Annotated in this window: 8 protein-coding genes; 5 read left to right on the forward strand and 3 right to left on the reverse strand. The window is 70.5% G+C overall.

The annotated features are described in order from the left end of the window. Positions 1–9 precede the first annotated feature (9 nt). The 3 genes from der to ACWGIC_RS24715 all read left to right on the forward strand — a co-directional run bounded on the left by der (position 10) and on the right by ACWGIC_RS24715 (position 7,118). Positions 10–1,491 carry a ribosome biogenesis GTPase Der gene (gene der, locus ACWGIC_RS24705; protein WP_452078321.1) on the forward strand — a complete coding sequence of 494 codons (1,482 nt, stop codon included), beginning with the start codon at positions 10–12 and terminating at the stop codon, positions 1,489–1,491. A gap of 301 nt (positions 1,492–1,792) precedes the next feature. Further along, complete coding sequence (locus ACWGIC_RS24710; RefSeq protein WP_452078322.1) at positions 1,793–5,680, forward strand: Pls/PosA family non-ribosomal peptide synthetase; 3,888 nt, start codon at positions 1,793–1,795, stop codon at positions 5,678–5,680. 82 nt (positions 5,681–5,762) lie between these two features. Beyond that, entirely contained in the window at positions 5,763–7,118 is a 1,356-nt protein-coding gene (locus tag ACWGIC_RS24715; protein WP_452078323.1) for a M1 family metallopeptidase, read from the forward strand. Positions 7,119–7,131: 13 nt separating this feature from the next. Here the strand turns inward: ACWGIC_RS24715 and ACWGIC_RS24720 are convergent, their stop codons facing one another. After that, positions 7,132–8,319 (reverse strand): glycosyltransferase, encoded by a 1,188-nt coding sequence (locus tag ACWGIC_RS24720; protein WP_452078324.1) that lies wholly within the window; start codon positions 8,317–8,319, stop codon positions 7,132–7,134. A gap of 203 nt (positions 8,320–8,522) precedes the next feature. On the opposite strand from ACWGIC_RS24720, the gene ACWGIC_RS24725 reads away from it, so the two are divergent. Together ACWGIC_RS24725 and ACWGIC_RS24730 are read left to right on the forward strand one after the other, a co-directional pair. Next, entirely contained in the window at positions 8,523–10,817 is a 2,295-nt protein-coding gene (locus tag ACWGIC_RS24725) for a glycosyl hydrolase family 95 catalytic domain-containing protein (RefSeq protein ID WP_452078325.1), read from the forward strand. A gap of 21 nt (positions 10,818–10,838) precedes the next feature. Then, positions 10,839–13,127 carry a glycosyl hydrolase family 95 catalytic domain-containing protein gene (locus ACWGIC_RS24730; RefSeq protein ID WP_452078326.1) on the forward strand — a complete coding sequence of 763 codons (2,289 nt, stop codon included), beginning with the start codon at positions 10,839–10,841 and terminating at the stop codon, positions 13,125–13,127. 1 nt (position 13,128) lies between these two features. Here ACWGIC_RS24730 and ACWGIC_RS24735 read toward each other — a convergent pair whose 3' ends face one another. Beyond that, on the reverse strand, positions 13,129–14,859 hold the full coding sequence (locus ACWGIC_RS24735) for an FAD-dependent oxidoreductase (protein WP_452078327.1): 1,731 nt from the start codon (positions 14,857–14,859) through the stop codon (positions 13,129–13,131). Beyond that, positions 14,856–16,772, reverse strand: a complete 1,917-nt coding sequence (locus ACWGIC_RS24740) for a maleylacetate reductase and hydroxyquinol 1,2-dioxygenase domain-containing protein (protein ID WP_452078328.1) — start codon at positions 16,770–16,772, stop codon at positions 14,856–14,858. The genes ACWGIC_RS24735 and ACWGIC_RS24740 overlap by 4 nt, the downstream gene beginning before the upstream one ends.

Consider the following 16,772-nt stretch of genomic DNA (forward strand, 5'->3'; position numbering starts at 1 on the left):
TGGGAAACGATGACAGGGTTTGACGCCGCCGACAGCTCGGTGGACGGTCTCGGCGAGATCGACGGAACGTGGGCCGACGAGTCCGAGTTCGCCGCGCTCGACGCGAAGATCGAGGCCGAGGAGGCGGACGGCCGGGCGGCCGCCGCGCAGCCGGTGCTCGCCGTGGTGGGGCGGCCGAACGTGGGCAAGTCCACGCTGGTCAACCGCATCCTCGGCCGCCGGGAAGCGGTCGTGCAGGACGTGCCGGGCGTGACGCGCGACCGGGTCGCCTACGACGCGTTCTGGGCCGGCCGCCGGTTCACGCTCGTCGACACCGGCGGCTGGGAGCCCGACGCCACCGGCCTGCAGGCCTCGGTCGCGCAGCAGGCCGAGATGGCCATGCAGACCGCGGACGCGGTGCTGCTGGTGATCGACGCGACGGTCGGGGCCACGGCCACCGACGAGGCCGTCGCGCGCGTGCTCCGCCGCTCGAAGAAGCCGGTGCTGCTGGCCGCGAACAAGGTGGACGACGACCGGCTGCTGGCCGACACCGCGTCGCTGTGGTCGCTGGGCCTCGGCGAACCGCACCCGGTCAGCGCGCTGCACGGGCGCAGCTCCGGCGACCTGCTCGACGCCGTCATGGCCGCGCTGCCCGAGGCCCCGCGCGAAGCGGGCACGGTGACCGCCGGGCCGCGGCGCGTCGCGCTGGTCGGCAAGCCGAACGTCGGCAAGTCCAGCCTGCTCAACCGGCTTTCCGGCGAGCAGCGCTCGGTGGTCGACTCGGTCGCGGGCACCACGGTCGACCCGGTCGACTCGCTGGTCGAGCTGGACGGCGAGGTCTGGCGGTTCGTGGACACCGCCGGCCTGCGCAAGCGCGTCAACTTCGCCGACGGCGCGGAGTACTACGCCTCGCTGCGCACCAAGACCGCGATCGACGCGGCCGAGGTCGCGCTCGTGCTGCTGGACGCCTCGGAGCCGCTGACCGAACAGGACCTGCGGGTGCTGACGATGGTGGTCGAGGCGGGCCGCGCGTGCGTGCTCGTGTTCAACAAGTGGGACCTGGTCGACGAGGACCGCCGGCACGCCATGGTGCGCGAACTGGACCGCGGCCTCGTGCGCGTGCCGTGGGCGGAGAAGGTCAACGTCTCCGCGCTCACCGGGCGCGCGGTGCGCAAGCTCGCGCCCGCCCTGCGCACCGCGCTGTCGTCGTGGGACCAGCGGGTTTCCACCGGCCAGCTCAACGGCTGGCTGTCCGACCTCATCGCGGCCACGCCGCCGCCGGTGCGCGGCGGCAAGCAGCCGAAGGTGCTGTTCGCGACGCAGGCGGGCATCCGCCCGCCGACGCTGGTGCTGTTCACCACCGGGTTCCTCGAGGCCGGGTACCGCCGGTTCATCGAGCGGAAATTCCGCGAGCAGTTCGGCTTCGCGGGCAGTCCCGTCCGGGTGAATGTGCGCGTCCGCGAAAAGAAGCAGAAGCCGAAGGCAGGCGGAAAAGCGGCTCGCAACCGCTGATCGGCAATCGTCCCAATGCCACATTGGGTGCGTTGGACGCACCCAATGTGGCATTCGGTGCGTTGGACGCACCCAATGTGGCATTGGGGTCATTTCCTGCCGGACCTGCACCGGGGTGACGTCCGACACGCGGTCGTTACCCTGACGCGACCTGGGCTTGATTGCCGCGTAAAGTGGACGGTCGCTACGGGCGCCTCATTCGGATGGCCAGCCCGAATGACGCTCGCGAAAGGTGAGTGATGGGCTTGCGCGCCCAGAGTTCGATCCTGACTCCGTCCTACCTGAATACCGGGGTGGCTCGGTGACGCTGACCGCCGATTCCGGCAGCACCGACGCCCTGACCCTGGCCGTCGAGGCCGCGCTCTCGCCCGCTCTGTTCGAGACCGCCGCCCCCGCCGCCGAGCGCACCCTCCTGGACATCCTCACCGCGACCGCGGAGCGGCACCCGAACGCCGCCGCGCTCGACGACGGCACCGGCTCGCTGAGCTACCGCCGGCTGCTGGAAGAGATCGACGCGTACGCCCGCAAGCTGCGCGAACACGGCGTCGGCCTCGGCGACCGCGTCGGCATCCGGATCTCCTCGGGCACCGCTGAGCTGTACATCGCGATCCTGGCCACCCTGTCGGTCGGCGCGGCGTACGTGCCGGTCGACGCGGACGACCCCGACGAACGCGCCGAGCTGGTGTTCGGCGAGGCCGGCGTCGCCGCGATCGCCACCGACGGCGAGATCGCCGTCGCCGGGACCCCGAGCGGCCGCGAAGGCCGTCCCGGTCCGGCCGACGACGCGTGGATCATCTTCACCTCCGGGTCCACCGGCAAGCCGAAGGGCGTCGCGGTCACGCACGCCTCGGCGGCGGCCTTCGTGGACGCCGAAGCACAGCTTTTCCTGACCGACGAGCCGATCGGCCCCGGCGACCGGGTGCTGGCCGGGCTGAGCGTCGCCTTCGACGCCTCCTGCGAAGAGATGTGGCTGGCCTGGCGGCACGGCGGCTGCCTGGTGCCCGCGCCGCGTGCGCTGGTGCGCACCGGCGTCGACCTCGGCCCGTGGCTGGTCGCGCAGGGCATCACCGTCGTGTCGACGGTGCCGACGCTGGCCGCGCTGTGGCCGGCGGACGCGCTGGAAGACGTCCGCCTGCTCATCTTCGGCGGCGAAGCCTGTCCGCCGGAGCTGGCCGAGCGCGTGGCCGTCGAAGGCCGCGAAGTGTGGAACACCTACGGCCCGACCGAGGCGACCGTCGTCGCCTGCGCCGCGCAGATGACCGGCGAGGGTCCGGTGCGCATCGGCCTGCCGCTGGTCGGCTGGCAGCTGGTCGTGGTGAACGAAGAGGGCGAACCGGTCGCCATGGGCGAGACCGGCGAGCTGGTCATCGGCGGGGCCGGGCTCGCCCGCTACCTCGACGCGGAGAAGGACGCGCAGAAGTTCGCGCCGCTGCCGTCGATGGGCTGGGAGCGCGCTTACCGCAGCGGCGACATGGTCCGCGCGGAGCCGGAAGGCCTGCTGTTCCTCGGCAGGCTCGACGAGCAGATCAAGCTCGGCGGCCGCCGGATCGAGCTGGGCGAGGTCGACGCGGCGCTGCAGGCGCTGCCCGGCGTGCGCGGCGCGGCCGCCGCCGTCCGCCGCACCAAGGCGGGCAACCAGGTCCTGGTCGGCTACATCGTGCCCGAGGACGGCGAGACGCTCGACACCGACGACGCCGCGACGCGCCTGCGCGCGCAGCTGCCCGCCGCGCTGGTGCCGCTGCTCGCGACGATCGACGACCTGCCGACCCGCACGTCCGGCAAGGTCGACCGCGCCGCGCTGCCGTGGCCGCTGTCCACTGTGGACGCCAGCGCGGCCGGGCTGTCGCCCACCGAGGCGTGGCTCGCCGAGGGCTGGAGCGAGATCCTCGGCGTGTCGGTGAGCAACGCCGGCGCAGACTTCTTCACCAACGGCGGCGGCAGCCTCACCGCGGCGCAGCTGATCGCGCGCATCCGCACCCGCCATCCCGAGGTGTCGGTCAGCGACATCTACCAGAACCCGAAGCTCGGCGCGCTGGCCGCGAAGCTGGACGCGCTGCGCGGCGAGGAGACCGAACGCCGCGAGATCGCGCCGACGCCGCGCCGCGCCGGGCTGGTGCAGTCCCTGCTGATGGTCCCGTTGATGGGTCTCGTCGGCCTGCGCTGGACGACGCTCGCCGCCGTCTGCTCGAACGTGCTGGCGCTGCTGGGCGTTTCCTGGGCGCCGACGTTGAACTGGGCGTGGCTGGTCCTCGCCTGGCTCGTGCTGTTCACTCCGGCGGGCCGGATCGCCATCGCCGCGGGCGGCGCGCGCGTGCTGCTGTCCGGGGTGCGCCCGGGCACCTACCCGCGCGGCGGCAGTGTCCACTTGCGACTGTGGACGGCCGAGAAGCTGGCTGAGTTCAGCGGCGCGGACAGCGTCGCGGGCGCGTCGTGGATGACGACCTACGCGAAGGCGCTGGGCGCGCGCATCGGCAAGGACGTCGACCTGCACTCGCCGCCGCCGGTCACCGGGTTCCTCAAGCTGGGCCGCGGTGCCGCGGTGGAGCCCGAGGTCGACCTGTCCGGCCACTGGGTCGACGGCGACGTCGTGCACATCGGCAAGACGCGGATCGGGGCCGAGGCCCGGGTCGGCGCGCGCAGCACGCTGTTCCCCGGAGCCCGGATCGGCAAGGGCGCGGAGATCGCCGCCGGATCGACCGTGCGCGGCGCGGTTCCGGCGGGTCAGCGCTGGGCCGGCTCGCCCGCGGTGCGCTCGGACGTGAAGGACGCGCTGAAGTGGCCGTCGAGCCGTCCGCCGCGGTCGCGGTTCTGGGCTTCGGTGTACGGCGCGACCTCGGTGCTGCTCGGGCTGCTGCCCGGGATCGCCGCGCTGCCCGGCGTCGCGGTGATCGGGTACGCGATCGCCGGCACCGCGAGCCTGAGCGCCGCGCTGGGCCAGGCGTTGCTGTTCGTGCCGGTCGCGACCGTCGCCTACTTCCTGACGTACGCGCTGCTCGTGCTGGCCGGCGTCCGCGCGCTGGGCGTGGGCATGGTCGAGGGCTACCACCCGGTGCACGGCCGCGTCGCGTGGCAGGTCTGGGCCACCGAACGGCTGATGGGAATGGCCCGCGAAGGCCTGTTCCCGTTGTACGCCAGCCTGTTCACGCCGGTGTGGCTGCGGCTGCTCGGCGCGAAGGTCGGCCGCAACGTGGAGGCGTCCACCGTCCTCGCGCTGCCGAAGATGACCAAAGTGGACAGTGGCGCTTTCCTGGCCGACGACACCATGGTCGCCACCTACGAGCTGGGCCACGGCTGGCTGCACGCCGCCCCGGCGCGGATCGGCAAGCAGGCGTTCCTCGGCAACTCGGGGATGACCGCGCCGGGCCGTTCGGTGCCCAAGCGCGGGCTGGTCGGGGTGCTGTCCTCGACGCCGGCGAAGGCGAAGAAGGGCTCGTCGTACCTGGGCATGCCGCCGCTGCCGGTGCGCCGCGCGGTGGAGGCGAGCGACACCAGCCGCACCTACACGCCGCCGCTGCACCTCAAGGCGGCGCGGGCGCTGGTCGAGCTGTGCCGGATCCTGCCCGTGATGTGCGCGGTCGCGCTGACTGTCGGCGTCGCCTTCGCGCTGCTGGCGCTGGCGTCGTGGGGCGGCTTCTGGGCCGCCGCGCTGCTGGCCGGGCCGGTGCTGCTGGCCGCCGGGATCGTCGCGGCGCTCACCGCGACCGCGGCGAAGTGGCTGCTGGTCGGCAAGTTCCGCGAGATCGACCACCCGCTGTGGAGTTCGTTCGTGTGGCGCAACGAGCTGGCCGACACGTTCGTCGAGGCGCTCGCGGTGCCGTGGCTGATCGGATCGCTCGGCGGCACGCCGCTGCTGCCCGCGTGGCTGCGCACGATGGGCGTCAAGATCGGCCGCGGCGTGTGGCTCGACACCTACTGGCTGCCCGAGTCCGATCTGGTCGCACTGGGCGACGGCGCGACGATCAACCGCGGCTGCGTGGTCCAGACGCACCTGTTCCACGACCGGATCATGACCATGTCGCGGGTGACGCTGGAAGAGGGCGCGACGCTCGGCCCGCACGGGATCGTCCTGCCGGGCGCGAGCATCGGCGCGCGCACCACGGTCGGCCCCGGTTCTCTCGTGACGCGCGGCGACGCGGTGCCCGCGGACAGCCGCTGGCTCGGCAATCCGATCTCGGCCTGGCGGCGGTGAGGGCACGACCGTTGCGGGACCCGTCGCGGCGCCGCATCCTGGAAAAGATCACGGCGGCGGGCGAAAGCGGGTTTCGGTGCGGGTGAACGGGAAAGCGGCCGCGCCCGGAGCGGAGACCTCGGGCGACGGGTACCTCCCCGCGCACGGGAACGGCGGCTACCGGGTCCGGCACTACGACCTCGATCTGGACTACCGGATCGGGCCGAACCGGTTGTCCGCCACCGCGGTGCTCACCTGCGAGGCCGCCCAGGCGCTTTCCCGGCTGACGCTCGACTTCGGCGAGTTCCGGGTGTCGCGCGTGCTGGTCGACGGCAAACCGGCGAAGTACGCGCGGCGCGGGCTGAAACTGCAGGTCAAACCGGCGCGGTCGATTCCGGCCGGGACGGTGTTCCAGGTGGAGGTCCGCTACGCGGGCAACCCGCGGCCGGTCAGCAGCCGGTGGGGCGACATCGGGTGGGACGAACTGACCGACGGCGCGCTGGTGGCGAGCCAGCCGGTGGGCGCGCCGTCGTGGTTCCCGTGCAACGACCACCCCGCGGACAAGGCGAGCTACCGGATCGCGGTGGCTGCCTCGTCGCCGTATCTCGTTGCGGCGACAGGGAATCTCGTGTCGCGGTATCAGTCGGCGAGCACCACGAAGTGGGTGTTCGAGCGGCCGGAGCCGACGTCGACGTACCTGATGAGCGTCCAGATCGGGCGATACGAAGACCTCGAATTGACCGAGGGAGCCTGGGGTCCGGAGATCACGGCCGACCGGCCGGGCGGCGTGGTGCAGCGGGCCGCGGTGCCGCCCCGGCTGCGGCGGGCGTTCGCGCGGGACTTCGGCCGTCAGGGCCGGATGATGGACGCGCTGGAGGAATGGTTCGGGCCATACCCGTTCGGCGAGTACGTCGTGGTCGTGACGGACGACGACCTGGACGACCCGATCGAGGCACAGGGGATGGCGATCTTCGGGGCCAACCACGTGGACGGCAAGCGCACGCACGAACGGCTCGTGGTGCACGAGCTGGCCCACCAGTGGTTCGGGAACAGCCTGACGGTCGCGGACTGGCAGCACATTTGGCTCAACGAAGGCTTCGCTACCTACACCGAGTGGTTGTGGTCGGAGCGGTCCGGCGGCGAATCGGCGGAAGCGTTGGCCCGGGCGTGGTACGCGCGGGTGCGAGCGAAGCCCGCGGACGTGGCCATCGGCGACCCCGGTGTCGCGCGGATGTTCGACGAGCGGGTGTACAAGCGCGGCGGGTTGACGTTGCACGCGCTGCGCGGGGAGATGGGGGATCCGGCGTTCTTCACGCTGGTGAAGGCGTGGGCGGTGGAGAACCGGCACGGTGCGGTGACCACGGAGCAGTTCGTGGCGACGGCGGAGTCTTACGCGGGGCGGTCGTTGCGGGAGTTCTTCGCGGCTTGGCTGGAGCGGACGGCGTTGCCGCCGCTGTGAAACCCGCGCGTGCTCAGGGTTGTTCCGGGGAGCCGGTCCTCGCGTAGGTTTCGGCGAGCCGGACGACACCGTCGACGGCTTCCATGCGTTCGCACTCCTGCCGGACGGTTTCGGCCGCGGCCCGGTGCTCGGGATCGTGCAACGCCTGCAGTGCGGCGGCGGCGATCCGGTCGGCGTTGATCTCGTCCCCGGCGAGCGGGATCGTCAGCCCGGCCGCTGCGGCGCTCGCGGCGTTGAGGGGATGCTCCGCACCGAGAATGAGCGACACCATCGGCACGCCTCGGTAGATCGCGCCGAGCATCGTGCCCAGGCCCGCGTGGCTGACTACCAGCGACGCCTTGGCCAATACGCAGGACTGGGGCACGAAACGTTCGACGCGCGTTCCGGGCGGGACCGGGCCGATCGTGGCCGGATCGACGGTGTTGCCGACCGTCAGCAGGACGTCCGCGTCGAGTCCGGCGAGCCCGTCGAGCACCGCCTGGCGCGGTTTGCGGCTGCGGTTGAAGACGGTTCCGAGCGTCGCGTAGACGAGCGGACGAGTGCGGCCCAGCGAGTCCAGCCATGGCGGGCCCGGCTGCTCGGCCAGCGGGTGGCGGAAATGCCGGACAGCTGTGCCCGTCCCGGCCCCGGCGAACCACGACGGCGGCAGGCCGGTGAGCGTCAGCTGCTGCTGCCACACGGTCTCGGCGTCGTGGAGTTCGAGACCGAACGTCCTCGCCGCCGTCCGGTAGTGGTCGAGCATCCGCGGCCAGTCGATCACCGTGCCCCAGCGCTGGGCGTCGGCGGGCAGAGCCGACCACGACGCGCAGATCACCGGGATGCCCGCGACCTGGCCGGCGAGAGTGGCCCCGTTCTCCGAGAACTCGCGGATCAGCACGTCCGGCCGCCACACGGCGAACGAGGCCAGCAGGTCGCGGGCCGCGGCCGGGTTCCATCGCGTCCAGCTGACCTCGTTCGCGTACTCCAGGCCTTGGCCGCGTCGCGCGTACTCGACGAACTCGGGGAAGGTCGCGTCCGCCTTCTCCCAGGTGAAGTTCTCGCCGACGGCGGTGAAACCGAACCCGGCGGCCTCGACCGCCCCGGCGAACGCGGCGCTGCTCGCGACCCGCACCTCGTGTCCGGCCCGGCGCAACGCCGCGGCGTAGGGAACCATCGGATCGAAATGCCCGTGCCCGGGCTGGGTCGTGAGAAGAACGCGCATCGAACCCCTCCGGTCGGCAGCGCCTCCAGCGTATCCGGGCGCGGACCTTCACATATCTGAACCGCAGGACCAGCGATCCCAGTCATCGGATGTCTGTGCGGCTTTCCGGGTGAACGTCCCTGGCTTTCGCCTGCCCTGTCTGGATATATTCCGCTCACCTCGCGCTAGTGGAGGCGAAACGTAATATGAATCCGGAGGACGTCATGGTCGGGGTGTCGCGGCGGACGGTGCTTCGATCGGTCTCCATCGCCGCGGGCGCAGCGGCGTTCGGCGGGCTGTGGGCGCGGGGAGCGCAGCCCGGGCTGGCGGCGCAGCGCAGTCCGCATCGGGACGTCGCGATGGACGCGCGGATGCGCTGGCGGCGGTTGCCGAAGAACTGGCAGGAAGCGCCGTTCCTGGCCAACGGCTACCTCGGCGTCCAGGTCTATGCCGGGCAGACGCCGCAGGTGCTGAAGTTCATGCTCAGCCACACCCAGGTCCAGGACCAGCGCGTCCAGTGGGAAGCGGGAATCGGGCTGTCACGGCTGCCGATCGGCGCGATCACGCTCACCTTCGCGGGAGCGATCACCGGGGTCGACTGGACGCTCGATCTGTACAACGCCGAACTCGGCGGCACCATCACCACGACACGCGGGCAGGTCGCGTTTTCCGCCGTGGTGCACAACGATCTCGGCGTGCTGCTCGTCTCGCTCGACGCGAGTGCGGGCGAAGCCGGTGCGGCGTGGGGTTTCGCACCGTTGGTGTCGGCGACGACCCGGACGGTGCGCAAACCGCCGGAGTACACCGCGAATCCGGAACCTGAGCAAACAGACGGCTATTGCGCGCAGCCGTTGACGGCCGGTGGCGGGTATACGACGGCGTGGCGGGAGAAGCGAGTCGGGACGAAGCGGTTGTTCGCGGCGGCGGTCGCGTATTCGTTCCCTCGGGATACGCATACGCGCGACGCGGTGTCGCTGGCCGGGCGGACGCTCTCGCTGAACCCGGATCTGCTGCTCGCCTGGCATCGTCGCTGGTGGAACGGCTTCCATCAGCGCAGTTTCGTGTCCGTGCCGGACAAGCAGGTGCAGCGGTTCTACTGGATCCAGCTGTACAAGATCGCCTCGGCGACCCGCAAGGACGGCCCGGTGACCGCCGAGTGGGGCCCGTGGTTCCCGGAGGTCGGCAACAGCTGGACGGCGGTGTGGTGGAACCTGAACGTCCAGGTCACCTATCCGATCGTGAACAGCACGAACCATCCGGAGCTGGACGCGGTCACCGAGACTTTCCGCCGCGATCACGCGAATCTGGAGGTGTCCGTTCCCCCGGCCTATCGGGACGGCGACACCTACGCGCTTTCGCATCCCGGCGACTGGCGGTTGCGGCCAGGCGGCGTCCGGACGGTCGGGGTTCCGGGGACGACGTCCAAAACGGACCAGACCGGGAACCTGTTGTGGGGCTTGCACAATGTCTGGCTCGCGTACCGCCATCACCTCGATCAGTCGGTGCTGCGCGACGTGTTGTACCCGACGCTGGCGAAGGCGCTCAACTTCTACCGGCATTTCCTCTTCACCGGTCCGGACGGGCTGCTGCACCTGCCGCTCACGCGGTCGCCGGAGTACGCCGACGCGGCTGACTGCACGTACGACCTGTCGCTGATCCGCTGGGCGGCGACCACGCTGGTCGACTCGGCGCGGATCCTCCGGATCAATGAACCGCGGGTGCCGATGTGGCAGGAGATCGCGGCCAAACTCGTTCCGTACCACGAGGATCCGGCCGACGGGGTGCTGATCGGCGACGGCGTTCGGCTCGCTGCGTCGCATCGGCATTTCTCGCATTTGCTCTGGCTGTATCCGTTGCGGGAGCGGAACTGGGAACGGCCGGGCGACCGGGACGTCATGACGCGCACTTTCCGGCATTGGTCCGCCGACCAGTCGGCTTGGCACGGCTACAGCTACGCGGCCGCGTCCTCGATGAACTCGGTGATGGACCAGCCAGAGGAAGCCTTGCGGTACTTGAAGTTCTTCCTCGACCGGAACGTCGTCGCGGACACCGAACTGACCGCGAACACGATGTACCGGGAGGGTTCGAACTTCGCCATCGAGAGTCCGATCACCGCGGCTCAGTCCGTTGTGGACATGCTGCTGCAGGGGTCCGGGGGAGTGGTGAAGGCGTTCCCGTCGGTGTCGGCGAAGTGGCCGGACGCGTCGATCGCCGGATTGCGCACCGAGGGTGCGTTTCTGGTGGATGCGTCGCGGCGGAACGGCGCGACGGAGTTCGTGCGGGTGCGCAGCGAAGCCGGTGCGCCGTTGGTGCTCGACCACGGGATCGACGGGGACATCGACGTGCGTGACCAGTGGGGCCGGCGATTGTCGTGGCGTGCGGTGGGTCCGAGGAGGATCACGCTGGCGTTGCGGCGGGGCAGCACGGTCACCGTCGCTCCGCGCGGGGCCCGGCCGGATTTCGGGCCGCGTGACGTTCCTTCGCTCGGCGCTGTTCCGGCCTGGGGCTTGCCTGACTAGGAAACGAGGAGGTTGGCGGACATGGACATCTCGCGCCGGACAGTGCTCGGCGGAGCGCTCGCGGGGATAGCCGCCGGAGCGGTCGGGCTGCCGCAGGCCAACGCGGCGGAGACGAGCCGGGAGGACGTCGGCTGGGCGGATTTCCTCGCGACAGCTGACCTGCGCTGGCGTCGGATGCCGAAAACCTGGTACGAGGGACCTTTTCTGGGCAACGGTTTCCTCGGCTCCGGGATCTACGCCGAACCGGGCCGCAACGCGATCCGCTTCAACGTCCAGCACAGCCAGGTGCAGGACCACCGGCCGCAGTTCGGCTCGCTGTTCGGTCTGGCGCGGCTGCCGATCGGGTACTTCACGCTCGAACCGGTCGGCGCGATCACCGGCCTCGACTGGCGGCTCGACCTCTGGAACGCCGAACTGACCGGCACGATCACCACCGCGGCGGGCAGCCTGGAGCTGCGCGCGATTGTCCACACCGGACAGTCGCTGCTGGCCGTGGAAGTGCGGCCGTCCGAAGGCGAACGCGGTTTCCGATGGGTGTTCCATCCGGCGAAGGCGATCAGCCCGCGAGCTGATCCGGTGTGGAAGAAGCCGCCGCCGGACGGGTACACGGAGAATCCGCCGGTCCAGTTGCAGCAGGCAGGCGATACGCACCTTGCGGTACAGCCATTGCTGGCGGGCGGCGAGCACGTGACAGCTTGGCGCGAGGTCGCCCGAGGCAGCGCGCGGACGCTGTACACGTCGGTCGCGTGGTCGCATCCGGAGAAGACCTCGGCGGTCCGTGCCCTGCAGACGGTGCGGCGGGCGAGCGCGCTGGACGTGCTGACCTGGGACCACCGTCGCTGGTGGCACGACTACTACCAGCGCAGTTTTTTGTCCATTCCGGACACTCGGCTGCAGAGCTTCTACTGGATCCAGCTGTACAAAGTCGCGTCGGCCGCGCGCCGGGAAGCGCCGGTGATGGCGACTGCCGGTCCGTGGCTGGAAAACACACCGTGGCCAGCGACGTGGTGGAACCTCAACGTGCAGCTGGAGTACTGGCTGATCCAGGGGTCCAACCATCTCGAACTCGACGCGGTCAGCTACGCGCTCGGCAAATACCGCGACCGGCTCACCAGCCAGGTCGCGAAGCCGTACCAGGCCGATTCCGCGGGCATCCCGCGCACCACCGACATGACGCTGCTCAACGGCCTCGCCGACTCGACCAGCGGTTACCCGGTGGGCATCCCCGGCAAGGACACCCCGACGCCCGAGGTCGGCAACCTCACCTGGGCCCTGCACAACGTGTGGCTGAGCTACCGGCACACGATGGACCGCCAGCTGCTGCGCGAAACGCTCTTCCCGTTGCTGCGCAAGGCAATCAACTACTACCTGCATTTCCTTGCCCCGGGTCCGGACGGAAAGCTGCATCTCCCGGCGACGTTTTCGCCCGAGTACGGCGTGAACGTCCCGGACACCAATTACGACCTCGCCCTGATCCGCTGGGGCTGCAAGACGTTGCTGGACACGGCACGCGAGCTGCGTGTCGCTGATCCGCTCGCCGGGAAGTGGCGTCAGGTGCTCGCCACGCTCACCGGTTATCCAGCCGACGAGAACGGCTACATGATCGGCGCTGGCGTGCCGTTCGCGAAATCGCACCGGCACTACTCGCATCTGCTGCAGATTTATCCGCTGTACGAGATCACCTGGGAACAGCCGGAGCATCGCAAGATCATCGAAACCTCGCTTGAGCACTGGGTCGGCTTCGAGGGTGCGTTGCAGGGCTACACCTTCACCGGTGCCGCGTCGATCTCCGCGCAGATGCTGCGCGGCGAGAAGGCCGCGTACTATCTCGGCGAACTCCAGAAGCGTTATATCCAGCCGAACACGATGTACAAGGAATCCGGTCCGGTCATCGAAACGCCGTTGTCGGCGGCGAAGTCCATGCAGGACATGCTGGTGCAGAGCTGGGGCGGCGTCATCCGGCTGTTCCCGGCGGTACCGGCCGCGTGGGGCGACATCGCGCTGCGCGACTTCCGGACCGAAGGCGCGTTCCTGCTCAGCGCTTCCCGTGCCGGCGGGAAAACGCGCTGGCTGAAGGTGCGCAGCGAGGCCGGTGCGCCGTGCGTGCTGCGGCCGGGGATCGACGGCGACCTGACGGTGACGGACGCGCACGGCCGTCCGCGGCGGTGGCGACGGCTGGCGAACGGCGACGTGCAGGTCGACCTCGGTCGCGGCCAGGACGCATACGTGTACCGCCGCGGCGACCGGCCGGACTTCACGGTCCGGCCGGGGGCGCCCGGGGGGGGGAGGGCTGCCGGGGGGGTGGCGTGAGTCAGCGGTCGAGAAGGCTGCGGAGCGCTTCCAGCAAACCAGTTCCGGCGGCAGCGCTGCGCCACGCGAGGTAGCCGTCTGGCCGGATCAGGAGGCAGCCGTCTTCCGCGATGCCGCTGATCCGCGCCCAGTCGCCGTAGGAGTCGCGGGCCCCGGGCGAACCGATCGTCACGATTCGCAGGTCCAGTCCGAGGTCCGCACCGGCTTTCGCGGCGGCGTCGCGCCAGGCGCCGCCGGTGAGTCCGGTGAGGACAGTCCACCGGCCCCGGCCGACGAGGTCCAGTGTGGACACTCGGCGGCCGTCCGGGCCGACGAGCCAGACGTGCGGCAGTTTCGCGCCCGGGGTGGTCGTGGGCCGGTGGTACAGCTCAGGATCCCGTTCCGCGGCGGGTTCCGGATGGTCGGGGAGCACTGCCTTCGACACGTACCGCTGGTCCATTTCCACGCCGTGCGCGTTGAATTCGTAGTTCTTCAGCTCGATGGCCTCCCGCAGCTGCTTTCGCCGAAGGACACCGTCCTCGGTCGCAGCGGCGCAGGCGGCGAGACCGGCGGCGATGGCGTCCGAGTCGGTGTCGCCGTCGATGCCGAGAGCGGCGAAGATCGGCCCGAACTGGTCGCGGCTGAGGTTCGCCCGGTCGACGATCTGCTTGCCCACCGGGGCTCGCTCGGCGCTGTAGCTGTCGAGAAGTCCTGGCCCGGCCTCGTCGCGGACGACCATCGCGAGCTTCCACGCCAGGTTGTACGCGTCCTGCACCGACGTGTTGGAGCCGAGCCCGTTCGACGGCGGATGCCGGTGCACCGCGTCGCCCGCGCAGAAAACACGGCCGGACGAATACTGCGTGGCGTAGCTGTGGTTGACCGTCCACAGTGAAGTCGAGGTGATCTCCACCGGCAGGTCCGGATCGCCGACGAGGTCGCGGACGATCCGGACCGCTTCTTCACCGTCCACTTCGGGCGGTGGCTGGGCGATGTCGTAGCCCCAGGTCAGCAGCCATTCGTTCCACGGCCGGACCATCCGCACCAGGCCCATCCCGATGCCGCCGAGGTGCGCGCCCGGCCGCATCACCCAGTACAGCACGCTCGGCCGGTGCGCGACGCAGGAGGAAAGATCGGCGGTGAAGGTGATATTCATGCTGCCGGCCTTGCCGGACTGGCCGTCGATCGGAAGCCCGGCCTGCTCGGCGACGCGGCTGCGGGCGCCGTCCGCGCCGATCAGGTAGCGGGCACGCAAGGTGAATTCGTCGCCGCGCACCCGGTCCAGCAACCGTGCGGTGACGCCGTCGGAGTCTTGGGTGAAGTCGAGGAATTCCGTGTCCAGGCGCAGCTTCGCTCCGCGGGCAGCGGCATTCGTGGCCAGGATCGGTTCCAGATAGGTCTGCGGCAGGTCGATCATGTGGCAGGGGCTCGCCGACGCGTATTCGGTGGCGGAGCGGTCGGCGGTGCCCCAGCTGGAGATCCTGCCGATCTCCTCGCCGGCGAGCGACGTGCACAGCACGGTGTCGCCCATCAGCTCCGGGGGAGTGCCCTGCGCGAGCGCCTGGTCTTCGATGCCGAGGTCGCGCAGAACCTCCATCGTCCGCTGGTTGGTGATGTGCGCGCGGGGAGTGTGCGCCGTCCAGCCGTATTTGGTCGCGAGCACGGTGTGGACGCCGTACGTCGCGAGCAGCAGGGCGGCGGAACCTCCCGCCGGGCCGCTGCCGACCACGAGGACATCGGTGTCATAACTGGTCATGCCGGGTCCTCGGGGGAGATGCGGAAGGTGAAATCGAGGCGGCGCCAGGGTTCGCGCCCGTTCGGCGCGGGTCCGGTCTGCTCGGCGAAGTCGACGATCAGACCGTCCTTCACGCCGAACACGGTGTCCGAGCCGAGGTAGTCGCCGCCGCGGACGAACAGCTGGGTCACGAGAGTGCGGTAGCCCGGTTTGGCGATCATGAAGTGCACGTGCGGCGCGCGGTAGGGATGCCGTTCGGTCGCGGCCAGCATGCCGCCGACCGGGCCGTCGTCCGGGATCGGGTACGCGGACGGCACGATCGTCCAGAACCGCAGCCTGCCTTCGGCGTCGGTGCGGAACCGGGCGCGCAGCACCGGACCGTCCAGGTCGGGCAGCTGGACGTCGTAGAAACCGTCCTCATTGGACTGCCAGACGTCCACGACCGCGTCCGGCACCGGGGTTCCGTCCGGCTCGGTCACCTGGACATCGGTCCACAATGGAGTACCGGCGAGTCCTTCGGCGAGATCCGCGCCCTGCTCGGTTTCCGGCGGGCCTTCGACATAGAACGGACCCAGCACGGCCGACGGAGTGGTGTCCGGCGTGCGCGAGTTCGTGAGCACGTCGACCACGCTCGAAACGCCGAGGGTGTCCGACAGCAGGATGAACTCCTGCCGGGTGTCCGAGCTGATCTGCCCGGTGCGGGTGAGGAAGCCGATCGCGTACTCCCACTCCTGCTGCGTGAGATCGGTGCGCACGACGTACGAATGCAGCGCGCGGACCAGTTCGGACAGCAGTTCGCGCAGCCTCGGGTCCGGCGTGGCGGCGAAACTGTCCACGACCTCCTGCGTGAGCGCGCGCAGATCCGGCGGCGCGCCCAAGGCCGGGGCGGGACGAGTGCCGGACCATGCATGCCGCAGCAGGTCTTCGATGCCGTCGCGGGTGAGTTCGCGCGGGTTCGGATACGGCGCGGCAGTGGCGAGTTCGGCGGCTTTGGCGAGATCGCCCTCAGCGAGACCGATTTCGGCCAGTGAATGCGGCACCGGGAGATCGGCGATCAGATCGAACACCGCGGTCGGTGCGTCGGGGGCACCGAGTGCTTCGGCGATTCGCCGCATCGCCTCCGGAGCGTTCGGCGCGTTGTACGCCATGGCGTGCGGGAGGACGATCGTGTGCGTTTCCGCGTGCGGCAAGCCGAAACTGCCGCCGAGGGTGTGGCACAGCTTGTGGTGCAGGCCCATCCCGACCGAACCGAGGCAGGAACCGGCCAGCCACGCGGCGCGCAACGCGTCGGTCCGGGCGTCCACATCGGACGGATCGGCGGCGATCCGCGGCAGCGCGGCGGCGAGCAGCCGGATCGCTTCCAGCGCGAACTGGTCGACGATCGGGTTGGCCTGCGCCGAGTAGAGCGCCTCGACCGCGTGCGCCATCGCGTTGACGCCGCTGGTCAGCGAGGTCGGCACAGGGAGGCCGAGAGTGAGGTCGACGTCGTAGACGACCGCTTCGGGCAGCACCTTCGGCGACGACTGGGTGGTCTTGCGCCCCTCGGCGGTTTCGCCGACCACCGGCGTCATCTCGGACCCGGCGTAGGTGGTGGGCACGATGATCTGCGGGATGTCGGTGCGCAGCGCGAGTGCCTTGGCCAGCCCGGTCGCGGAGCCGCCGCCGATCGCGACCACGCAGTCCGCGGAGTGTTCGGCGACCAGCACGAGCGCGCGTTCGGTGACCTCGACCGGGGTGTGCATGGCCGGCTCGCCGAAGCGAGCGGCGAGCAGCGGGCCGAGTGCCGCCGCGGTCCGGTCGGCGGCTGGGGCGGCTGACTTCCCGGCCACCAGCAGCACCCGGCTGGCACCGAGCCGCTGCACCTCGTCGGGGACGACGGCGAGCGTGCCGCTGCCGAACACGACCCGGGCCGGGTTGGCGGTGTAGGTGAACAT

It is taken from the genome of Amycolatopsis sp. NPDC054798 (assembly GCF_053611505.1).